This is a genomic window from Flavobacterium sp. N2270, assembly GCF_025947225.1.
In the GTDB taxonomy this organism is placed as follows: domain Bacteria; phylum Bacteroidota; class Bacteroidia; order Flavobacteriales; family Flavobacteriaceae; genus Flavobacterium.
The window spans coordinates 754,705-778,121 of sequence record NZ_CP110005.1 but is presented as its reverse complement, the minus strand read 5'-3'; the positions used below and the strand labels follow the sequence as shown (position 1 = coordinate 778,121).

At 27.9% G+C, this 23,417-nt stretch carries 23 protein-coding genes; 6 read left to right on the top strand and 17 right to left on the bottom strand.

Annotated features, from left to right (window positions below):
* Position 1: 1 nt before the first annotated feature.
* Together OLM55_RS03595 and OLM55_RS03590 are read right to left on the bottom strand one after the other, a co-directional pair.
* A complete protein-coding gene (locus OLM55_RS03595) occupies positions 2-985 on the bottom strand; it encodes a UDP-glucuronic acid decarboxylase family protein (protein WP_264560055.1) in 984 nt (327 codons plus the stop codon).
* Between the two features lies 1 nt (position 986).
* Positions 987-1,940, bottom strand: coding sequence for an O-antigen ligase family protein (locus tag OLM55_RS03590; RefSeq protein ID WP_264560054.1), 954 nt, complete (start codon positions 1,938-1,940; stop codon positions 987-989).
* Between the two features lie 531 nt (positions 1,941-2,471).
* Between OLM55_RS03590 and gmd the strand changes: the two genes are divergently transcribed.
* Positions 2,472-3,536, top strand: coding sequence for a GDP-mannose 4,6-dehydratase (gene gmd, locus OLM55_RS03585; protein ID WP_264560053.1), 1,065 nt, complete (start codon positions 2,472-2,474; stop codon positions 3,534-3,536).
* Entirely contained in the window at positions 3,530-4,474 is a 945-nt protein-coding gene (gene fcl, locus OLM55_RS03580; protein WP_264560052.1) for a GDP-L-fucose synthase, read from the top strand. Before gmd ends, fcl begins: the two co-directional genes overlap by 7 nt.
* Positions 4,475-4,490: 16 nt before the next feature.
* Here the strand turns inward: fcl and OLM55_RS03575 are convergent, their stop codons facing one another.
* Together OLM55_RS03575 and OLM55_RS03570 are read right to left on the bottom strand one after the other, a co-directional pair.
* Positions 4,491-5,465, bottom strand: coding sequence for an NAD-dependent epimerase/dehydratase family protein (locus OLM55_RS03575; RefSeq protein WP_264560051.1), 975 nt, complete (start codon positions 5,463-5,465; stop codon positions 4,491-4,493).
* Position 5,466: 1 nt separating this feature from the next.
* Positions 5,467-6,045, bottom strand: coding sequence for a WcaF family extracellular polysaccharide biosynthesis acetyltransferase (locus OLM55_RS03570; protein WP_319800100.1), 579 nt, complete (start codon positions 6,043-6,045; stop codon positions 5,467-5,469).
* A 502-nt stretch (positions 6,046-6,547) separates the two neighbouring features.
* Between OLM55_RS03570 and OLM55_RS03565 the strand changes: the two genes are divergently transcribed.
* Both OLM55_RS03565 and OLM55_RS03560 read left to right on the top strand, forming a co-directional pair.
* On the top strand, positions 6,548-7,354 hold the full coding sequence (locus tag OLM55_RS03565; protein ID WP_264560050.1) for a hypothetical protein: 807 nt from the start codon (positions 6,548-6,550) through the stop codon (positions 7,352-7,354).
* Positions 7,341-8,411, top strand: coding sequence for a glycosyltransferase (locus OLM55_RS03560; protein WP_264560049.1), 1,071 nt, complete (start codon positions 7,341-7,343; stop codon positions 8,409-8,411). The genes OLM55_RS03565 and OLM55_RS03560 overlap by 14 nt, the downstream gene beginning before the upstream one ends.
* 52 nt (positions 8,412-8,463) lie before the next feature.
* Here OLM55_RS03560 and OLM55_RS03555 read toward each other — a convergent pair whose 3' ends face one another.
* Positions 8,464-8,994 (bottom strand): hypothetical protein, encoded by a 531-nt coding sequence (locus tag OLM55_RS03555; protein ID WP_264560048.1) that lies wholly within the window; start codon positions 8,992-8,994, stop codon positions 8,464-8,466.
* Positions 8,995-9,180: 186 nt separating this feature from the next.
* Here OLM55_RS03555 and OLM55_RS03550 point away from each other — a divergent pair, with 186 nt between their 5' ends.
* Together OLM55_RS03550 and OLM55_RS03545 are read left to right on the top strand one after the other, a co-directional pair.
* Complete coding sequence (locus tag OLM55_RS03550) at positions 9,181-10,419, top strand: WcaI family glycosyltransferase (RefSeq protein ID WP_264560047.1); 1,239 nt, start codon at positions 9,181-9,183, stop codon at positions 10,417-10,419.
* Positions 10,409-11,638 (top strand): O-antigen ligase family protein, encoded by a 1,230-nt coding sequence (locus tag OLM55_RS03545; RefSeq protein WP_264560046.1) that lies wholly within the window; start codon positions 10,409-10,411, stop codon positions 11,636-11,638. Before OLM55_RS03550 ends, OLM55_RS03545 begins: the two co-directional genes overlap by 11 nt.
* On the opposite strand, the gene OLM55_RS03540 is transcribed toward OLM55_RS03545, so the two are convergent.
* The 12 genes from OLM55_RS03540 to OLM55_RS03485 all read right to left on the bottom strand — a co-directional run bounded on the left by OLM55_RS03540 (position 11,589) and on the right by OLM55_RS03485 (position 23,416).
* Positions 11,589-12,341 (bottom strand): glycosyltransferase family 2 protein, encoded by a 753-nt coding sequence (locus OLM55_RS03540; RefSeq protein WP_264560045.1) that lies wholly within the window; start codon positions 12,339-12,341, stop codon positions 11,589-11,591. The two genes, OLM55_RS03545 and OLM55_RS03540, sit on opposite strands and share 50 nt — an antisense overlap.
* Positions 12,342-12,409: 68 nt before the next feature.
* Complete coding sequence (locus OLM55_RS03535) at positions 12,410-13,165, bottom strand: FkbM family methyltransferase (RefSeq protein WP_264560044.1); 756 nt, start codon at positions 13,163-13,165, stop codon at positions 12,410-12,412.
* Between the two features lie 5 nt (positions 13,166-13,170).
* Complete coding sequence (locus OLM55_RS03530; RefSeq protein ID WP_264560043.1) at positions 13,171-14,646, bottom strand: oligosaccharide flippase family protein; 1,476 nt, start codon at positions 14,644-14,646, stop codon at positions 13,171-13,173.
* Positions 14,646-15,401: a head GIN domain-containing protein gene (locus OLM55_RS03525; protein WP_264560042.1), complete on the bottom strand. Its 756-nt coding sequence runs from the start codon at positions 15,399-15,401 to the stop codon at positions 14,646-14,648. Before OLM55_RS03525 ends, OLM55_RS03530 begins: the two co-directional genes overlap by 1 nt.
* Positions 15,398-16,495 (bottom strand): acyloxyacyl hydrolase, encoded by a 1,098-nt coding sequence (locus OLM55_RS03520; protein ID WP_264560041.1) that lies wholly within the window; start codon positions 16,493-16,495, stop codon positions 15,398-15,400. Before OLM55_RS03520 ends, OLM55_RS03525 begins: the two co-directional genes overlap by 4 nt.
* Before the next feature lie 7 nt (positions 16,496-16,502).
* Complete coding sequence (rfbD, locus tag OLM55_RS03515; protein WP_264560040.1) at positions 16,503-17,360, bottom strand: dTDP-4-dehydrorhamnose reductase; 858 nt, start codon at positions 17,358-17,360, stop codon at positions 16,503-16,505.
* Positions 17,354-17,905 carry a dTDP-4-dehydrorhamnose 3,5-epimerase gene (gene rfbC / locus OLM55_RS03510; protein WP_264560039.1) on the bottom strand — a complete coding sequence of 184 codons (552 nt, stop codon included), beginning with the start codon at positions 17,903-17,905 and terminating at the stop codon, positions 17,354-17,356. Before rfbC ends, rfbD begins: the two co-directional genes overlap by 7 nt.
* 2 nt (positions 17,906-17,907) lie before the next feature.
* A complete protein-coding gene (gene rfbA / locus OLM55_RS03505) occupies positions 17,908-18,771 on the bottom strand; it encodes a glucose-1-phosphate thymidylyltransferase RfbA (protein WP_264560038.1) in 864 nt (287 codons plus the stop codon).
* Positions 18,772-18,850: 79 nt separating this feature from the next.
* Complete coding sequence (gene rfbB, locus OLM55_RS03500; RefSeq protein WP_264560037.1) at positions 18,851-19,864, bottom strand: dTDP-glucose 4,6-dehydratase; 1,014 nt, start codon at positions 19,862-19,864, stop codon at positions 18,851-18,853.
* Positions 19,865-19,866: 2 nt separating this feature from the next.
* On the bottom strand, positions 19,867-20,853 hold the full coding sequence (locus tag OLM55_RS03495; protein WP_264560036.1) for a hypothetical protein: 987 nt from the start codon (positions 20,851-20,853) through the stop codon (positions 19,867-19,869).
* 5 nt (positions 20,854-20,858) lie between these two features.
* Positions 20,859-22,547 (bottom strand): DUF6909 family protein, encoded by a 1,689-nt coding sequence (locus tag OLM55_RS03490; protein ID WP_264560035.1) that lies wholly within the window; start codon positions 22,545-22,547, stop codon positions 20,859-20,861.
* Positions 22,548-22,591: 44 nt separating this feature from the next.
* A complete protein-coding gene (locus tag OLM55_RS03485) occupies positions 22,592-23,416 on the bottom strand; it encodes a carboxypeptidase-like regulatory domain-containing protein (RefSeq protein WP_264560034.1) in 825 nt (274 codons plus the stop codon).
* Position 23,417: the final 1 nt, after the last annotated feature.

Here is a 23,417-nt window from a genome sequence, read left to right as displayed (position 1 = left end):
TTTAGTAAATATATTTGGTAAAATCTTTATGTTCTTCTTTCGCTAATTCTTCTGCAGACAATGACTTAAAGTATTCATAAGTAATTTTCATTCCTTCAGCTCTACCAACTTTTGGTTCCCATCCCAAAATTTCTCTTGCTTTTGTAATATCTGGTTGACGTTGCAAAGGATCATTCATGGGAAGATCTTTATAAATAATTTTTTGAGTTGTACCGGTCAATTTAATAATTTCTTCCGCAAAATCTTTAATGGTTATTTCATCTGGATTACCAATGTTTACAGGCATATGATAATCTGAATGCAATAATCTCCATATTCCTTCTACTTGATCATCTACATAACAAAATGAACGTGTTTGACCACCATCTCCAAAAACAGTTAAATCTTCACCTCTTAAAGCTTGCCCAATAAACGCCGGAATTACACGGCCGTCATTTAGTCGCATTCTGGGACCATATGTATTAAATATTCTTAAAATGCGAGTTTCTACTCCGTGAAAAGTATGATATGCCATGGTTATAGACTCTTGAAAACGCTTGGCTTCATCATAAACCCCTCGAGGACCAATCGTATTTACATTTCCATAATATTCTTCAGTTTGTGGATGTATTAATGGATCTCCATATATTTCAGAAGTGGATGCAATAAGTATTCGTGCTTTTTTAACTCGTGCTAAACCTAATAAATTATGCGTTCCTAATGACCCAACTTTTAAAGTTTGAATAGGAATTCTTAAATAATCGATTGGGCTTGCTGGCGATGCAAAATGTAATATATAATCTAATTCACCTGGAACATGAACAAATGTTGTTATATCATGATGGTAAAATTCGAAATTTTTTTCCTTAAATAAATGTTCAATATTTTTCAAGTCACCTGTAATAAGGTTATCCATTCCGATAACAAAATATCCTTCTGCTAAAAAACGATCACATAAGTGTGAACCTAAAAACCCTGCTGCACCTGTTATTAAAACTCTTTTCATTCTAATTTTCTTCTTTTTTGTTATAGTTAAATAAGCAATAAAATAGTGTAAAAAACACAACACCTCTTTGCCTCCATAAAAAAGACTCCGTCAAAAATAAGCTTATCATTAGGATTGCAAAAGCAATATGCATAAAATTTTTGCTTTGAAAAGCATTTTTTATATTAATAAACAATATAATCAAAAAAAACACAAAGCCTATTAACCCTAACTCTGCAAAAACTTGTACATATTGATTATGAAAATTCTTTTTTTGGTAACCTTCTTTATATTCGTTTCCTGGGAAAACATTATATTTTATTCCTTTCTCTTCTATTTTCTGATAAGATGCATTAAGACCAAAACCTTTTAAAAAAATAGATTCTTCTTTTAAAAACTCAAAAAACAAACGAGCTTGATAAACTCTAAATGCAGTTCCTGGGAAGAAATCATTTGGCGAAAAGGTTTTATTATTCCATGCTTCATATATAGTAACCTTGTGCTTTTCAGAAGGGAGTCCAGAAATCACATCATGTCCAATGCCTTTACTCGTGTTGGTTTTAAATTCATGAATAAAAAAATTATTTATCGTTTTGTAAAAAAGTGAGCTAATTAAAATTGAAATAATTAAAATCAAATTTCTTAAACGCATTCTATTTGATGTTTTAGAATAAAAAGAAAAATAAATTCCAACTAGTACAGCGGTTGAAAACAGTATCGCATTTACATTCAGCATAAAAATAAAAACAAGCAAAAGAACCACAATAAAATAATCCAATTTGCTTTTTGTTTGTTTAATTAAAAAGTAAATAAATGCTAAGCTAGAAAAAGCGCCAACATAAACAGCATTTAATTCTTTAGGAACTAATCCTAAATCAGAAGTATATTCTCCATGAAAGAAAAATACACTTGTGTTTTTCAAAATAAAAAACCTTGCTATTGCTCTTAAAATAAAATACAATGCTATAATAAACATACTATAACTAAACCATTTTGAAACAACAGTTAAATAGTTTTTTTGAAAAACCAAAAAACTTAGAGGAAAAATAAAAAAACTAGTTTGCCTAATTATGGCGTTAAAAGTATCTTCTTTATTTATTGTCCAAATAAAAGAAAGTGTTAACCAAGCAAAAAAAAGAAAAAAAGCATAATCTGAAAAACTATTTTTTTTAATGCTTAATTTATTAATATTAAGAAGTGTTGCAAGTAACAATAATACAATAAAAACACTGTTAATTATTAATGGAAACGTGAGTGTTGACAAAATACATAGTAGTAAAATCAAAAATAAATTCGATTTTACTAAATTTAAGTAAGTCTGAAAAAAATTAATTTTCACAATCTAAAGTATTATCGATTGCAATTTAACTAAAGTTTTTAAAACTAATCAATATTAATAATTTAAATAAAACAAACTCTTATTGCAATAATTTTTGTTTACTAATTTTTAATAAGTTTAAAAGTTTGTTGTTTATTTGTATTTTATATATTATTAAAGATATTCTTAATGAAAACAGCCTTAATTACAGGAATAAATGGACAAGACGGGTCTTATTTAGCAGAATTATTATTAGAAAAGGGTTATGAAGTACACGGAATCATAAGAAGAAGCTCAACTTTTAATACAGAGAGAATTGAACACTTATATATTGACAGTTTAATTAAAGACCTTCATAAAAAGAAGAAAATAAACCTTCATTATGGTGATATGACCGACTCTACCAATCTGATACGAGTAGTGCAACAAATTCAACCAGATGAAATTTACAATTTAGCAGCGCAATCGCATGTAAAGGTTTCTTTCGACATGCCAGAATATACGGCAGAAACTGATGGAATTGGTACTTTGCGCCTTTTAGAAGCATTAAGAATATGTGGTTTAACTCATAAAACAAAAATTTACCAAGCTTCCACTTCTGAACTTTATGGTAAAGTACAAGAAATACCTCAAACAGAAACAACTCCTTTCTACCCAAGATCTCCATATGGAGTAGCAAAAATGTATGCATTTTGGATTACTAAAAATTATCGTGAATCATATGGAATGTATGCTGTAAACGGAATTCTTTTTAATCATGAATCTGAACGTAGAGGAGAAACATTTGTAACGCGAAAAATTACTTTGGCTGCTGCAAGAATCAAACACGGCATACAGGATAAATTATACTTAGGTAATTTAGACGCCTTAAGAGATTGGGGTTATGCAAAAGACTATGTGGAGTGCATGTGGTTAATGCTACAACAAGATGTTCCTGAAGATTATGTAATTGCAACGGGTTTACAATATTCTGTTCGATATTTTTGTGAATTAGCATTTAAAGAAGCCGGTATTGAAATTGAATGGCAAGGTAAAAATGAAAACGAAAAAGGGGTTTGTAAAGAAACTGGTGTTGTATTGATTGAAATTGATGAGAATTACTATAGACCCGCTGAAGTTGAAACCCTATTAGGTGACCCAACAAAAGCAAAAACAAAGCTAGGCTGGAACCCAAGCAAAACTTCAATAGAAGAGTTGGTAAAAATAATGATGAAGCACGATTTACAATACGTTAAATTACCTAGAGTATGCTAAAGAATTCGAAAATATATATTGCAGGTTCAAACGGAATGGTGGGCTCAGCTATTCTAAGAAACCTAAAGGAAAATGGGTTTGAAAATATAATTACAAAATCATCAAAAGAGCTAGATTTAAGAAATCAAAAGGCGGTTTTGGATTTTTTTGAATTGGAAAAACCAGAATTTGTTTTTTTAGCTGCGGCTAAAGTTGGTGGGATTCACGCTAATAGCACTTATCCAGCAGGTTTTATTTATGATAACATGATGATTCAAAACAATATAATTCATTCAGCTCATATTCATAAAGTTAAAAAACTATTGTTCTTAGGTAGTTCATGTATTTACCCGAAATTTGCCGAACAACCTTTAAAGGAAAACTGTTTACTTACGGGAGCTTTAGAGCCAACTAATGAAGCTTATGCAATTGCAAAAATTTCAGGTTTAAAAATGTGCGAGTTTTATAAAAAACAATATGGAAGTAATTTTATCTCGGCTATGCCTACTAACTTATATGGCATAAATGATAATTTTGATCTAGAAAACTCGCATGTTCTGCCAGCTTTATTACGAAAATTTATTGAAGCAAAGAATAACAACAAAAAAGAAGTTGTAGTTTGGGGATCAGGAACACCTTTGCGAGAATTTTTATTTGTTGACGACTTAGCTGAGGCTTGTATTTTTTTAATGCATAATTATAACGACACGGAATTTGTAAACATTGGTACTGGTTTAGACGTAACTATAAAAGAATTAGCAGAAACCATAAAAGAAATCGTTGGCTTTTCTGGAAACTTAGTTTTTGATGCTTCAAAGCCAGATGGAACCCCCAGAAAACTTCTCGATGTTTCAAAAATAAATAATTTAGGTTGGAAATATAAAGTTGATTTAAAAAATGGAATTGAAAAAACACTAGAATGGGCAAAAGAAAATGATTTTAAAGTGTTTAAAGTTTAAACAAAAAAGTGCAAGATTAATCTTGCACTTTTTTGTTTATCCACTTTAGGGTAATATCTACTCCATTTTCTAAATTATAAGGTAATTTTCCACATATTTTTTCTAGTTCAGATGTGTCGTAAACCATATTTGTTATCATGTTATTATATCTAAATGTAGTGAGAGGAACTTGCTTCCATCCTAATTTAGCAAGAATGTCACCTAGAATTGCAATTGATTTCAAAATATAAACAGGAATCTCTCTTGTAGTTCTTCCGTTTGTTTTTTTTGTAATTAAATCAGACCATGTTTTAAGTTCTAATGGAGGGTAATCAGTTAAATAATATGTTTTATCTTTGTTTAAAACTTGTGTTGAACAAAACAATAAATTTTCTAATTGATATACTGAATTACCAACAAATCCAAATGATTTTTTAGGATTATGCCCTTTAGGCAAGAAAAAAGTGCCGTTTTTTATTGTGTCAAAAAAAGTACGATATGGAACATGGAAAAAAGGCCCCCAAATAGATGTTGGCCTAACTATAATATAATCATGTACTGCATTTTTTTTAACAATTCCCTCTCCTATCATTTTACTCTCTCCATACAAATTTGGTGGACAGTAATCATTATAATCTTTTGGGGTATAATCAATACTGCAAACCATTCTACTCGAAGCATAAATTGTTCTTTTGACTGATTTTAATTCATTCACAACTTTAACAATGTTCTCTACTCCTTTGATATTTGCAGAATATCCGTTTATGTCTTTATTTTCGTCTAAATCAGTTCTAGCGGCAAAATGAAAAATATAATCTGGATTAAACTTTTTTATTGTTGAACTTAATTGATTATAATCTAAAACATCTCCTTCTACCCATTTATTAATGTGTAAATTGTCAATTGGTTTTTTAATGTCATAATTTAAAACCTCGTTGTTTTTATCGCAAAAAAAACGAACCAAATTAGATCCTATAAAACCTGAGCCTCCAGTAATTAATATTCTTTGCATACTACTTAATTCTGTTTTTTATAATTTTAGCAGGATTTCCATAACAAACTACACCTTCTGGTATGTCTTTAAAAACCACACTACGAACTCCAATTACTGCACCTTTATTAACAGTTACGCCAGGAGAGACGTAAACTTCACTTGTAATCCAAACTTGATCATTAATTGTTATTGGTTTTGCAAAAATATCAAATGTAGTTTTTATATATTCATGTCCTCCGGTATTGAAAAAATTCCTATGAGCTATAGAAACATTAGACCCAATTTTTATTTCAGCCAAATTGTATAAATAACAATCTTCCCCAATCCATGTATTATCACCTATAGACAACTTCCATGGATAAGTAATTTTTACACTTGGTCTAATTAAAACGTTTTTACCAATTTTTGCCCCAAAGATCTTTAATAAGAAATTTCTATACCCGTACATAAATTGTGGCGAAGTGTGAAACAAAAAGTATTGAACTAACCCCCAAAGCTGTACTTTAAACTTTCCGCCTCCTCTAAACTTTTCTGGTACTTTAAAAGTACTTAAATCTTGGTATAACATAATAAAAGTAATAACAACAAACTTAAGCATTACTTTGAAAATTTTAAAGTATAATAATATAAATATATGAAGAAGGTGAAATTTAAATTAAAACCAGTATTTTTTAATGATAATAATTATCAATACTTTTACCTGATTTTAATTTAAATTAAGTCTTAAGTTGAAAATAAATTTAAAAAAATACTTATTATATTCTTCAATTCTCATTATTTTTAGTGAAGCGCTTTACTTTAAATTTTTAATTGATTGGAAGTTATTTTATGTAATAATTTTAAGTAATTTTTATTTTCTTAGCCGATTAAAAAAGATTGTAGTTGACAAAAATATTTTTTTAATATTTTTGTTCTTACTAATTCATGGGTTAATTAATTATTTTTTTCTTTGGATACCTATAAATTTTTTACTGTCTCAACTAATTGGAATTGGTCTTATATCTACATATTATTACAACTTTGTTAATTACTTTAACAAGAAGAAGATAATTGAGTTTTATTGCAAGACAGCTCTATTTATAGCGGCTATTGGGTATCCTATGTGGCTTTTAGATATTAATCTAAATGATGGTATTCGATTCCAAAGTATTTTTACAGAACCGGCACATTATGCAATTGTTGTAATTCCTGCTTGTTATTATTTTTTAAAAGAAGAAAAATATAAAAATTTTATAATTATTTTCGGTTCGTTAATTTTAAGTCAATCTTCTATAGGTTTTTTAGGTTGTGCATTAATGTTCATATTGCCAAATATTAACAAAAAAAGAATTGGTTACTTTTTTAGCCTTATACCAATTTTAGTTATTATAACATGGGCGCTATACGAATACAACCCAAGGGTTAATTTAAGAGTTAATGGAACTTATGAAGCTTTAAAATCTTTAAATCATGGAAAGTTTGACTATAAAACAAATGAAAGTAGTTATGCTTTATTAAGCAATTTGTTTGTAGCAAAAGAAAATTTTTTAGACCACCCCTTAGGATCAGGGCTTGGAAGTCACCATTATATGCATACAAAAAAATATTATTTTGAAATGCGACCACCATCCTATATGATTGAACTAAAAACTTCAACTATAAACTCAAAAGATGCTGCTTCTCTTTCAATTCGTTTATTTTCAGAATTAGGAATATTTGGCTTGCTCTTTATATGTATTTTGATTTATATTTTTATTCAAGTATTTAGCTTAAAAGATATGTATTTTGAACAAGGAATTATAATTTATTTAATTTTAAAACTTATTAGAGATGGTCATTATTTTCCTCCAGAATTCTATTTCTTTGTATTTATATTATATTTCTCATTAAGAGATAAAGTTAAAATTTTTGGTAATGAGAGAAATTAATCATATAACTGAAAACGTATCGTTTGAAAGCGGTGGTGTAAGGACTGTTCTTTTGTTGTTACACGAATATTTATTAAAAAATAATATAAATTCTAAAATAATAACTAACAAAAAAGAAGTTATTGATGAATTCATTGAATTTAAAACAGATAAAATATGGTGTTATTCATCACAAATAAAATCTTTTTTAAATACCTTAAATGAGAATAATTCCTTTCATTTGCATGGCGTTTATACATATAGTCAATTTATTGCTTCGGAAATTGCTATTGAAAAAAAACTCCCCTATATAGTTTCTCCTCATGGAATGTTAGAACCTTGGATTCTTGAAAAGAATCCAATAAAAAAAAGAGTTTATTTAAAGTTAATTTTAAATAAAATTTTAAATAATGCTAAAGTATTACATTGTATTACCCCACTTGAAAAAGATAGTTTATTCCAACTAACTAATCATAAAAACATTGTTGAAATACCTAATTTAATAAACCTAAATAACATTCCAACAAACTTAAAACACGAACCAAATGAAGACTATTTTATTTTTATTGGGAGAATTGACCCAAAAAAAGGAATAGACTTATTAATAAATGTATTTAATAGTATTAAAAAAAATAAGGTAAAACTAAAAATACTGGGAAGTGAAAACGAATATTGCATTCAGCTTAAATTGCTTGTAAAAAAATTGAATTTAGAAAATAACGTTGAATTTCTTGGCGGTGTTTTTGGAGAAGAAAAATATCATTTAATAGCTAACGCAAGGGCATTAATTGCGCCTTCGTATTCAGAAGCTATAGGAATGGTTAATCTTGAGGCTGCTTCGTGTAAGACACCTGTAATAACTACTTATCAGACTGGTTTAAAAAGAGAGTGGAACGATAATGGCGGGATATTAATTAATCCAAATATTGAAGAGTTAACAAAAGCCATTAACGAAAGTCTAAATTGGGGTATTCGTGAAAGAAATGAAAGGGGAGTTTCATTATATAATTTTGTAGATAATAATTATAGCTGGGCTAAAAAAGGGATGCTATGGAAAGAATTATATAACAACATATAAAAAAAGGGCTTTTTCGAAGCCCTTTTTTTATATGTTGTTATATTTTTAGAAATTACTTAACAGATGAAGATAAAACCGATTTCATTTCTAGGTTACCAATGAAAGAAGGTGGGTAAATTTTATCATGAATTAATTTATGAACTGAAGTTGGGATGTCTAATACCATACCATCATTATTAGCATAATATTTTAAATAATCTTCCGGTTTATAAACTAAATCTTCTCCGTTCTTAATAGTAATACCTTTCAAAGTAAAAGTTGCTTGCTCAGCATTTAAACTAAATCCAATCCCCAGATTAAAAGGGGTATATCCATTAGGTAAATCAAATTGAATAGTCTGTGGTTCTGTAGATCCTATTATTGCTTTTTTAATTCTACTATTAGCAACCTCATAGTCATTTTCATCATAAACAAAAAGTTGAACAGTATCATTTTTTTCGTAAATAGCGTCTAATAAAACTACATAACTATTTGATTCAACATTTTCTACAGAAGAAGTATCTTCTTGTTGGTCTGCTTGTTTCTCTTTTCCACATGAAAAGAATAATGTTGCAATAACTAAAATTAAAGCTGTTTTTTTCATTTTTAAAATTTGATTTTTATGGTACAAATATAATATATTTTTAATTTGATTTGTTTTTTTTTTTATTGTATAAACAACTGACTTACAATGTCTTGAATAAAAAGAGCTTGTTGAATAATCATTTAAAGGGTTTCAATTAGAGTTATTTAAAATAATAATCGCTAATTTCGATTTAAAATTTAGATAATGAAATCTAAAAAAATTACAATTATTACTGCCAATTATTATCCAGAAGATACAGCCATAGGATTATATACTTCCCAATTTGCAGAATATTTAAAAAACAATAGTTTTAACGTTACTGTTTTAACTGGATTCCCTTATTATCCAAATTGGAAAATTCCAGAAAACTATGAAAACAAACCTTCTTTTTATAAAGAAATCAATAACGGTGTTGAAGTAATTAGATACAAACAATATGTACCATCAAAAGTGAATTTTAAAAGTAGAATATTAATGATTCTAAGTTTTAATTTTGGATTGTTGGTTAATTTATTTAAACTTAAAAAATCTGACTTAGTTATTTGTATTGTTCCTTTTACTACAAACTGTTTTATAGGTAAACTATATTCATTAATTTACAAAACTAAATTTTGGATACATCTTCAAGATTTTGAATTTGATTTGTTAATTGATTCTGGTATAGGATCTAAAAAATCTTTTTTTACTAAATTGTTTTTTAAATTTCTTTTAAAAACTGAAAGTATTATTCTAAACTCTGCAGATCTAGTTAGCACAATTAGTAATTCTATGATGGGTAAGGTTTACGAAAAATCAAATCCAAAAAACACTTTTTTCTTCCCTAACTGGGTTTCTATTAATAATATAAATCCTGAGACATCTAAAAAACACAACTACTTTAACCCATTAAAATACAATTTACTGTATTCTGGAAATATTGGTGAAAAACAGGATTGGAACTTTTTTATTGAGTTTTGTAAACTAATAAATAAAGATGATAATATTGAAATTGTTATAGTGGGTAATGGTGGTTATAGTGATAAATTAAAAGAGAGGGCTGGCATCTATGATTTTATAAAATTTAAAGATGTTGTGCCTTATAGTGAATTATCAGATTTACTTTGTTCTGCAGATATTCACTTTTTGTTTCAAAAATATGATGTAGTAGATTCGGTAATGCCTTCCAAATTATTAGGAATGATGGCAAGCACAAGACCTTCGATAGTAACAGGTAGCAGCGAATCTGAAGTAAATACAATTCTAACAAACTCTAAAGGTGGTTTTTATTGTTCTTCAAATAAGCCTGTTGATGTATATCAGAAAATAATTGAACTGAAAAATAATGCTGAAAAAACATTTGTAATGGGACAAAATGCTAGAAAATATGTTGAAGAACATTTTGATTCAGAATCTGTTCTAAGCTCTTTCTTGTCTAAGGTAAATCAAATTACACATGAAAAATAAACTTATAATAATATTAAATTTTGCAGTAATAAGCTTATTTCTTTTTCCTTTTTTTAAGGAAAATATTTCTTCCTTGTTTTTGATAGTAACTTCTATTTTAACTTTTTTTAATCTTATAATTAATAAAATTAAGTTTAAATTTTCTAAAGAGACTTTGCTTTATAGTTTACCTTTTTTTATAATACTATTCACAAACTTATTTGCAGTAGACGCAGAAATTGATTGGAAAAACATAAGTAAATCATTAATGTTTTTAATATTTCCTGTTGTATTTTTAAATATAAATGGTGATGTTTTTAAAGAATTAGAGAGTAAGTATATTTATTACTTTAAATATGCATGTATTGTTATAGGTATATATTATATAGTTAGTTTTTTATTTAATCATTCTTTTCTAGACTTTTTCAAAGAAGATTATAATGAGTCTGTTTTTAGAAGATATGTTTATAACGATGTTGCTATTTTTAAAATTCACCCTACTTATTATTCCTTGTTTTTAAATGTTGGTATTGTTCATTCATTAACCAAAAGTAAAGAAGAAAAAAAGAGTTTGAATGTTGTTTTTATTTTGTTTTTTATAATAATGATTTTATTGCTTTCATCTAAAATGATTATTATAATAACTCTTTTTTCTATTTTATACATTACACTTAAAAACAACTCTTTCAAAAAAAGATACTTAGTGGGGATTATGGTATTGTTCTTGACAGGAATATCTTTTTTACCTGGAATAAAATCTAGATTTATAGAAATGGTTAATGATTATAAAGGTCCTCCAAAGGGACTTTACTTTAACTCTACAAATATTAGGAAAAGTATTTTTGATTGTTCATTAACAATTCTAAAAGAAAACTATATTAAAGGTGTTGGTTTTTCAAATATACAAACAGAATTAAATAATTGTTATAAATCGAATTATGACTCTAGCTTTTTTGAAAATCATAACTATCTAACTCATAATTATTTCATGTACATATTTATTGGCTCTGGTATATTAGGCTTTCTGTTTTTTCTAATATATTTAGGAAACATAATTAGAAATTGCTTAAAGTTTAACAACCCTATTTTGAACACAATTCTTTTTAGTAGTATTATTGTTTTCTTTTTTGAAGATTTCTTATACAGACATTATGGTCTTTTTTTCTTCAACTTGTTTATATTTAGCTATATTAAATACTACGAATATTACGACCAACAAAGTGCTTTAAATGGGCAATAAAAAAATCTATATAACACAATATACTGTTTCTTTTATTCACTTCTATTTTAACCCTTAAAGCCTCTTTTAGAGCGCTATTAACATTTGTGCTAATTCCACCATGTTGCATAACTGCTGTAATCTCATTTATATAAAACGAATTGATTAATTCTAGGTTCTTTAAAAAGAAAAAATAATCACTTGCTGACTTATATTTTAAACTAAACTTTTCGTTCTGAAATAATGATTTATGATGAAACGAACCTACATGTGCAATTTTCATATATTGATGAAATTGTTTTTTAATAATAGGAGTGCCTAAAATTTTTAATTGCTTATCATTTTCATCCACAAGTCTAACTTTTGAATGCAAATAATTAAAGTTTGTGTTTATGTTAGAATGATATATCTCTAAAGCGTTCTCTATATAATAATCATCGGAGCCTAAAAAACTTATCCATTCACCAGACGCCAACAACAAACCTTTATTCCAGGCGTCATATATACCCTTATCTGGTTCAGATATATACTTAAAAGATATGTCTTTATCTGTAAACTCTTTTTCGTATTTTTTTACAATGCTCAATGTGCTGTCTGATGAGTTTCCATCAATAATTAAATATTCAAAATTTTTAAAAGATTGATTTAATAGAGACTTAATCGTTCTTTCAAGTGTTTTTTCGCTATTATACGTTGCAGTGATTATTGAGAAAGTAAAACTCATCTTCTATTTTAAAATTATAATTTTTAAGACAAACATTGTGATGGAAAATATTATCCATTTAACAAATTTTATTTATTAAAAAGCCTACCTAAAGCACTCAATGGTTTATATAAAAAATTCACTTTTTTAAGGTGATAATTAAAATAATACTTAGATAATTTAATTTTTGTTGAAAAATTAATTTTTTCATTTTTGTTAACAAAAAACAAATCACACTTCCATATGAAAATAAAATCAAATCCTTTTGAATCCATATACTGAATTAGCTCTTCTTCATTGCAATTATTCTCTATCGAAAACGTTGAAAAATAAATAGAATCAAAGTTTATTGTTTTAATAATATTAAACTCTCCGCCTTCAGTATCAATACTACAGTAGTCAACTCTAGTAATATTGTTTTCTTGTAAAACATTATTTAAATGATAGGTTTGTATGTTTATTTCTTCACACCCACTGTTCTTTTCTCTCTTTAACTCTTCCTCTACCCTAATCAATTGCTCCTCATTAAAAAAATCTGAAAAACCACTAAACATCTCTAAGTCTTTATTTCCATAAAATGACTTAAACAATAATGTTGTTTCTTTTTCACTTACACCGCCATTAATCAATTTACACTTTCTGGCTTTAGATAACTTTTTAAAGATGATAGGGTTTGGCTCAAAACAAATTCCCTTCCAATTATTACTTTTTTCGAAAAAAAATGAGTTTGAAAAAGTAACCCCATCATATGCCCCTATGTCGACAAAAAAGCCATCTCTTTTATTTTTTAAAAGAGTATTTACTATTTCATCTTGGTTAAATTGTGACTGAAAAATATTTGACATAATGATTAAATTTGCTTTCTAATTGACTTTAAACTTAGCTTTATAACAATTGAATACAAAGAAACTAAATATATTGTTGAACTTATAATTAAATATATTTTTAAATCTTTTAATTCAGAAAAATAATTGAACCCGATAATAGTTGCAAGACAAAGAAGTATAGAAATTGTTAAATACAATAAATTAATTTTATTAAAGATTAACTTTTCTTTAATTTCCTTGTGAAAGATCCTAATTAAATAACTAGCGCTAATAATAGTTGCTAAAGATGAAGAAATTACAACAGCATTACCACCGTATAATTTTCCGAAAAAGTAACTAAATGTTATAATAATGACTGTCATCAAAAAATGAGCTTTTATTAATAACAAAAGTTCTCCTTTTGCAATACATGCAAAATAAGCCGGGGAACTTAAAATATTTACAAAGACTCCAACTGCTAGTAAATACATACTAAACATAAAATACTGGTTAAAATCACCAATCCAAAAATAAGAAATTAGTGGTGTTAATATTATCAAAGTAGACATTAATAATAAACTTAATAAGTATGTTAAGCTAAAATTTATTAAATATATGTTTTCTGTTTTTTGTTTACTCGTATTCATTGAATGCACTAAAACCGGAATCATTACTTGATTAGCATTTACAATAAATGCTCTAACTTGAAAAATTAACTTGTTTGCCATTTCATAATATCCGAGAAAAGATAACCCTCCAAATTTTCCAAGAAATGCTTTTGTGATTGGGTCGGCAAACATAACTAATATCGAAATTAGTTGAAACTTTAAACCAAAGCTAGTTACAACCTTAAATGTTTTTGTATTCCAATTCGATATTTTAATTAATAGGTTTTTAAATTCAAAGGCGACCAATAAATATGAAGCAATTAATAAAAATAAAGCTTGTAATAATTGTCCATAAGCGACACCAATTAAACCATATTTGTCTGTAAGAAAAATAACGCTCAACAAAAAAATAATTGATGATAAAATTAGTAGCACATTTTTAAAATAATTTTTTTGAATTCCTTCTAAAACTGAAGTAAATATACCTGACAAAGAGTTTATAATCAGGGATAATAAAGAAAGTGGAACTATACTAACTGCGTAAGAATAAAATTTTTCTTCAACTATATATTTAAGAATATATTTACTAAATGGAAAAATAACAGCTGAAAGTACTAAGAAGAATCCCAGCAATGATAAAAATGAAGTAAAAATTATTTTATTGATTGAATCAGTATCTTTTTGCGCATAAGATTCTGCTACAAACTTTACTATACCTGATGTAATTCCAAGGTTTGCAATATTTGCTACTGAAGTTGTGGCAAGTATCAAAGACCAAATTCCAAGTTGTTGAGCTCCAAGTTTTTCTAATAAAATTTTATATATTACCAAATAAACCAGACCAACTATACCTACTTGAAGTACAGAAAAAACAACATTTATAGATATTCTCTTTTTTGAATTTAATTCCATTAATAATCTAAAATTAATCTTCCCAAACTAAATTCAACAACATTAGGGTTTTCTAATGGTTGATTTTTAATAATTACATCTCCTGTTGAATAAATATTACCTATTAAACTTTTAGTAGGAAAAAAAGTCATGTCATTTGAACCTCTATGAAAAAATGAAAGTGTATTTGTTACCGTTAAATTTGTTCCGTTAAACTTTCCGTTTCCCCAAGCAAAAAAAACATTCATATCAAATGTATTTCCAGAAATAGTGAAATTTGATACATTGTTACTTTCTACATATATAAAGTCGCTAACAACTTCTAAATAAAAATCACCTGTTCCTGCTCCGTCACTTAAATCCATTGAGAATAATTTTAAATTTGGATAAGTCAACACCCCATCACTCTTAATATCTTGATCTGTTTTACAATGTATTTCTTCAAGGTTAGGTGTAGTAACATAAACAATCGTTTGTCCATAATCTCTAGCTAAATTACAAGTAGAGTTATCTTTTACGATTAACATACCTTCTTTTACTTCAACATCTAAATTATCAATAATATTATCTGATGTTTTTATTGTAACATCATAAGTTGGACCTTCTTTTATAACAAGTCCAACTCCATCATACACTTTAATTTTAGTGAAATTTTCTAACGGAAAGGTTTGCGTTATTCTACTGCCGTTGCCTTTAAAACAATCTTCAGATATACCACAACTCGTTAGTATAAATAATAAACTTGTAATTAATATATAGTTATAGTGCTTCATCATAATCTAATTCCTAAGGTTGCTTCAATAGCTTCTGCTCTTCCTCCGTGGGTTTTTAGACCAACTCCAGTAAAAATGTTCTTATAAATATAATATTTTGCTCCTAATCGTTGGTAAATATCAATTTCATAGTCAAATGGTTTATACACATAATAACCTACCTGAGCTTCTATAGATAATTTATTAATAAACAATTCATGTCCTACAAATAAACCAATTCTCTTATAATCGGTATTTGGATCAACAGGTGGCTTGTCTGGAAAAGCAACTGAAGAAAACTCAATATAATCTTTTAAATATCTCGAAAAGAAAACATCGGTACCTAATTGCAAAGCGCTTTTTCTTCCAATACGCTTATCAGCATATAAACCAATATGATAAAACTGACGCTGTCCTAAACCGGGAACTGGTCCTTCTGAAACACCTGTTCTAAAAGCAATATTATATTTAATTCGTTCTTTATAAAATTGTTTTGGAGGCAAAGAATCAACTATAAATTCTTTTGTGTCGTTAAGATTATAATTTAAGCCAACATTAAAAGCAATAGTGTTAATTCCGCTATTAGGTGCTTTAAACCTTCCATTTGAAAAATGAGTAAGCATAAATCCTGCCTGAAAACCTATTCTATCAATAATATTTTCTTTTTTATATTGTAATAAAAAGTAATTATTATCCATTATTTTAGTTCCAAATGCGTTATTTTTATTGTTTGTTTCTTTATCATAAGGATGAGATGTCATTCCAATTCCTTGAGAAACTCGAAACATTAAATGACGATTTAAAAAATAAAAATTATAATGCACGCCAAGTGCTACATTATAACCTAAATAATGATTCTTAAAGTCTAAATAATGAAATGAAACACCATAGTCTGGATAATTATATACTTGTTCCCATTCTTTTTTACCATAGGTTTTCCAGTTATAACTTAACATAAAACCATCTGGATGACCTGTAATTAAGTGACCAATATCATTTGTATGCTTATACACATTACCTCTAAAAATTTGTGCATCTATATAAGTATTGTTCTTGTCTTCTTGAGCCAAGACAGGAATAGTTATAAAAAGTAAAAATAATAGAATGCTTTTTTTCATTTTTAGTTTATAGCAATTGGGTACACTTTTTTAAACTTTCTTTCCAATTATTAATTGGAATTCCAAATGTAGTTGTAATCTTTGTTTTATCCAAAACACTATATTTTGGTCTTTTTGCCGATGTTGGATAAGCTTCCGTTGGAATAGATTTTAAATTAATTTGAATGTGATTTAATGTAAAAATTTCTTTTGCAAAATCATACCAAGAACATTCACCTTTATTTGAAAAATGATAAATACCAAAACTTTTGATTTTCATCTTTTGATTTTCAACTATAAAAAGTAATACTTCTGCTAAATCAATTGCATTTGTAGGTGTGCCAATTTGGTCGGAAACAACAGACAATTCGTCCTTTTCATTTCCTAAACGAATCATGGTTTTCATAAAATTATTTCCAAATGGAGAATACACCCAAGAGGTCCTAATGATAAAATGCTTATTCCAAGTGTTCTGAATGGCAATTTCACCATCTAGTTTAGTTTGCCCATAAACTCCTGTTGGATTTGGGACATCGTCTTCTGTGTATGATTTTTTAGCAGTTCCATCAAAAACAAAATCGGTAGAAATATGAAGTAAAATAGTATTATATTGTTTACAAACTTCTGCTACATTTTTAGCGCCAGTTACATTAATTAAATGTGCTTTTTCGGGTTCGCTTTCTGCTTTATCAACTGCAGTGTATGCAGCAGCATTAATACAAAATTGAGGTTTATATTGCTTAAAAATGGCTTCGCAATTCGCAGAATTTGTAATATCTAAATCACTAGAAGAACAAAACACAAAATCGATTGAAGGGTAATTATCAACAATCGATTGAATTGCTTGACCTAACTGTCCGTTGGCTCCGGTTACTAAAACTACCATACTTTTTTGGCGTTTTCTAAAGTAGGTAAAAACTTATCTTTTTCAGAAATTATTAATTTCTCGGAAGGAAAATTCCAATCAATATTTATAGTATTATCGTTAAAAATAATACCGCCTTCGCTTTCTTTATTATAAAAATTATCACACTTGTAAAAGAAAGTTGCTGTATCGGATAAAACTAAAAAACCATGTGCAAAACCTCTTGGAATAAAAAATTGTTTTTGGTTTTCAGCTGAAAGCAATACCGATTCATATTGACCAAAGGTTGCTGATTCTGGACGAATATCAACAGCAATATCTAAAACTTCACCTTGTAAAACACGAACTAACTTTGCTTGCGCGTGTTCTCCACATTGATAATGTAAACCTCTTAAAACTCCTTTTTTAGAAACAGACTGATTGTCTTGAACAAAGTGAACATTTTGTCCTACTCCTTTTGCAAATGTTTTCTCATTATAGCTTTCCATAAAACTACCTCTTTCGTCAGAAATAATTTTGGGTTCAATAATAAAACAACCTTGTAATTTAGTAGCTGTAAAGTTCATGTTTATTTTTTAATCAAACTCATTAAATGCGTACCATAACCGCTTTTTAATAATGGTTCTGCTAATTTTTCCAATTGTGCAGCATCAATAAACCCCATTTTATAGGCTGCTTCTTCAATAGCACCAATTTTTAATCCCTGGCGTTCTTCAATAACTTGAACAAACTGTCCGGCTTGCATTAACGAATTAAAAGTTCCTGTATCTAACCAAGCAGTTCCTCTATCTAAAATACTTACTTGTAGTTTTCCTTGTTTTAAATATTCTTTATTTACATCAGTTATTTCTAATTCACCACGATGACTAGGTTTAATGTTTGCGGCTATTTCAAGGACAGAATTGTCATAAAAATAAATTCCTGGAACAGCATAGTTTGATTTAGGGTGTGAGGGTTTTTCATCAATAGATAGAACTTTACCTTCAGTATCAAAATCAACTACTCCATAACGTTCTGGATCAAGCACATGGTAAGCATATACAATTCCTCCGTTTGGATTGTTATTGGCTTGTAATAATTCGGCTAAACCAGTTCCATAAAAAATATTATCTCCAAGAATTAAAGCAACTTTATCGTTACCCACAAATTCTTTTCCAATGATAAATGCTTCAGCTAAACCATTTGGGTTTTCTTGTACTGCGTATTCAAATCGACAACCTAAATTACTTCCGTCACCTAATAATTTTTCAAATAAAGGCAAATCTTGAGGAGTAGAAATAATTAAAATTTCGCGAATACCAGCCGTCATTAAAGTAGACAATGGGTAATATATCATTGGTTTATCATAAATAGGCATCAATTGCTTACTTACGGCCAATGTTAAAGGGTGTAAACGTGTTCCTGAACCTCCTGCTAATATAATTCCTTTCATATTTTTATAAACTTAAACTAAATAGATACTCCGTAGTTACTCCATAGATACTCCATACATAACCCATATAAACCTTTTTCTATTTTTTAAACTTTTCTAAATACCATTCTATGGTTTTAAGAATTCCTGTATCAAAATTTTCATCGGCTTTCCAACCTAAATCATTTTCAATTTTAGTAGCATCAATTGCATAACGCATATCATGACCCGGGCGATCTTTTACAAACGTAATTAAATCTTGATATTTTCCTTCTTTTAATGGAATTTTTGAATTTAATATTTCACAAATAGTATTTACTATCTGCAAATTATTTCTTTCATTTCTTCCACCAATATTATAGGTTTCACCTGCTTTACCAATTTTAAAAGCCAATTCAATGCCTTTACAATGATCTAAAACATACAGCCAATCGCGTACATTTTTTCCATCGCCATAAATGGGAATAGGTTCACCTGTAATTGCTTTACGAATGATTGTTGGAATCAACTTTTCGTTATGTTGTTTTGGTCCGTAATTATTAGAACAATTAGTAGTAATCACATTCATTCCGTAGGTGTGAAAATAACTTCTAACTATCATATCTGAACCTGCTTTTGAAGCAGAATACGGACTATTTGGCGCATAAGGTGTGGTTTCTTCAAACAAACCAATTTCGCCAAGTGTTCCATAAACCTCATCGGTAGAAACATGGTGAAAACGAGCATTTTTAAAGTTTTCTTTATAATCATTTGGGCCGTTCATCCAAAGTTTTCTGGCTGTGTCTAATAAATTAAACGTTCCTAAAACATTAGTTTTAATAAAAGCTTCCGGACCAGAAATAGAATTATCTACATGGCTTTCGGCAGCGAAGTGAACTACATCATGAAATTGATGTTTAATAAATAATTCTTTTATAAAATTACCATCACAAATATCTCCTTGTATAAAAGTGTATCTATTATGATTTTCAGTTTCTTTTAAGTTTGCTAAATCACCCGCATAAGTTAATAAGTCAAGGTTAACTATATGATAATCTTGGTTTTTTTCCAAAAAATAAGGAATAAAATTAGATCCAATAAATCCAGCTCCACCTGTTACTAAAATATGTTTCATAACTAAGCTATGTTTCTTTTACTAATTTGACGTTTGTAAAATATTTGTAAACCAGAAAAAATAAAAAATAAAAAGAGGAATAAAAAAGGTAGTATTAATTTCATTTTACCATTTACACCTTTAGTATCTTTTATATTAATAATTGAACTTACTTGTTTTATAGTCTTATCGTTATTAATCAAATTAATTTTATGAATACCTTGCTCACTAACCAATGCATCTTTAGTTTTAATAATTTCGTTTAATTGGTTGTTTTCATTATAATAAACTAATTTATCGCTTTTTTGTTCATTTGAAGATGTCTTAGCAAAATCATTTAACAATTCATTAATTTGAGAAATTGTACTGTCGTTCGCAATCATTTTTAACTGTATATTATTAATATACTCTTTTTGAATAGTATTATAATAATTAGAACTGTTTAAAAACGCTAAAATAGGTTGAACAGTTGCCTCTTCTGTAGTTTGACCTATTGTTGAAAAATTAATAATATGATATGGATAATTTTTACTAGTTAAACCATCTTTTAAAATTGTTTCCAAATCTCCATCTTCAGCCATAAGTCTTATTAACTCAAAATTTAAATTGGCTTTATCGTTATTTTGGTTTTCTATAAATTTATAAACATCAATTATAGGTTCAATCTTAAAAGAATTAATTTTTGAAGGTTTTTTAATTCCAATTTCTTTTAAATAAACCGTATCATTTTCTTTTCTTTTTGCTTCTAGTAAATCAATTTGAGAGTATAAATAATCAGTACTTCCAAAATTTGGAATAACAATAACCTGATGGTTATAAGATTTATTATTTTTATCTAAAAAATAACCTGCAACTATTCCAATAATTAATAAAACAGTTAGCAGTAAAAATTTCTTTTTTATAAATAAAAACAAATCAAATATAGAATCAATTCCTTTTTGAAATAAAGATCCTACTTTAGTAAACACTTGACCTAAATCTATTTCTTGGTCTTGAGGGTTTGAGCTCATAATGATTATTTAACGTTGAAAATTTGTTCTAGAATTTTAATGGTAATTAAGTACGTTGGTTTTACACCTGTTGTTCCTAATCCTCCTGAAGCTAGTGTGCTACCTGTTTCCAAAGGGTTATCAGATGCATAATAAGCATATCGAACTTTTACATTTGGGTTAATACTTTTTCTAATTTTAGAAGCCGATTGAATTGCTTTTTGATAATAAGCTCCTTCCATTTCTAAACCTATAGCTTTCCAAGTTGATTCATGGAAAAACTTTAATAAATCTCTATTTTGTAAAGAGGTACCAAGAACAGTAACCATTGGTCCTGCAAAAACAGGCATATCATGTCCTTTAAACATTTCTGCTGTTAATTCATTTTCAAAAGGGTAATTGTCTGCAGTTCCTTCGTTTATGTGTGCACAAGGAATCATAATGTCTCCTTTTCCGCCTTCAAGAATTCCAGCTTTACCCATTATCGAAACCGATTCAACATTAATAAATGTTTTGTCTTTTCCTTTTTTATATGGTTTTAAAAGCTCATCAATAGTTTCGTAGGCTTGTTCCCCAAAAGCATAATCCATTACAATTAAAACGGGTTTTTCACCATTAATTTGTGCAGTTGGAAATGCTGATTTCTTTAAATCAATCTTTGCAGTATCAAAAATTTGAACATCAATATTGGTTCCTGAAGTATCTGGTAAAAAAACCATTCCTTGTTGCATGGCAACAGTTTCTACTTTTTTACGTAAATCGTTATTAGAAGAACTGCTTAAATCTTCATAAATCACATAATCAGACTTTCCTTTGTATTTAGATTCTAAAACGGGTTTAGCAAAAATAGAATTCATTACACTGTGCATATTGGCACTTATAACATGAATTGGTCTTTGTAATAAATTATTTTTTTCTAAAACTTCTTTAATGTTATTTGCCCAAATTTCTCCATAAATATGGTGTCCTAAGCGCTCTCTAAGAATAGGACTAAAAGTAATAGTACGTTTATTATTATCTACTACTTCTTCAATAGCTAGTTTTCCTAACCAATATACAATATGTAAAAAACGTTCTGGAGCATCTGCTGTAGCAAAATCTGGGTAAATACTTTGTACTTCTGCAAATGTTCTTCCTAAAATATTAGCGGCATGAGAAATTGCTTTTTCTCTTTCCACTAAAGTAAGTTTTTTAGTATTTAAAACTGTTTCTTCTAATTTTTCCCAATCGCGAGAAACCTTTCCTTCTTCATCAATTAAAACGCGATCTTTAATTTTATGAGATTCAATAAAAATAAAGGTTAAATGGGTTAAAATATCATAAATATCTGAACGTCCACGTGTAATTTCAATATTCATTTGTTCATCGTCAATACGATAACAATTTCTTCTTCTTTTTGGAGGAACAATTGCTTTAAAATGAGAATTTGAATATCCTTCATCTGAAGTTAAATTAATATATCTGCATTGTTCGATACCAATAGGTAATCGCTCAATTACATATAATAATCCGCTTAATTCTACTTTTTCTTCTGCAATACTTCCGTAAATTTCTGGTCGAAGTGATAGTAAGGCTTCTCTTAAAGTTTCTCCTGAAACACCCATTGGTTTATAAAAACCTCTGTTAAATAAATGTCTCATGGTAATGTACAGTCGTTCAATAGCTGCTGACGACTCTTGCGCTCTAGAACGCGAAATGTTTTTAATTTCTTTCATTTATATTATTTATATCTAACCAACAAAGGTAAGATTTTTTATTATTAGTTAGTAAGGATTAGATTTATAGCAGGTTCATTGATGCTAATTTGCTCTAGTGGATCTTCATTGTTAATGAGTTTATACCATTTTCCACCCGTAAAAACAAAATAAAAATCACGATCCACATGATTGTATAAAACATATGGTTGATATCCTTTTGATGTTCTGTTATCTGAGATTAATAGTTTTTCATAAGCTACAAAAATTCCATTGGTTGGCATGGTTAAATTGAATTCTGAAACATCAAATTTATGTTTTATAACTCCTTTTTTTACAGTAACAATAAAATCTCTATTTAATAATTCATAACTTGGATTTCCTAAAGAATCAACGCTGAAAAAACGAATTTTTAGAGAAGCGCTGTCAATTCTACAATCGGTAAAAATGGTGACTTTTTTTATGAATTTTAGTTTCTTGTATTTTGAATCATAAGGAAAATATTTTGCTTCCACTTTTGGACCGTTATCAAAAGCTTGCATAATAGTGTGATCTACATTTCCAATTTCTAAATACTTGGATTGTTTCTTCATTAAAACAACCACATCATTAAGTTCATACAATTTTGGCATAAGCTCAATATTCATGAATTCGGCTTGTTTTAAAGTCTGTGTTTCATATCCTAAAACAGAGATGATTAATTTTTTATCTTTTTCCTTAACGTTAATAGAAAATGTTCCGTCTATTTCAGTAGTAGTTCCAATATTCTCATTTTCAACCCAAATATTTACAAATGGAATAGGTTCGCCAGTACTGTTATCTTTAACGATTCCTTTTACTTGTGCGGAAAGGGAAAATGTAGTTAGTAATAAGAAAAAAAATTGCTTCATA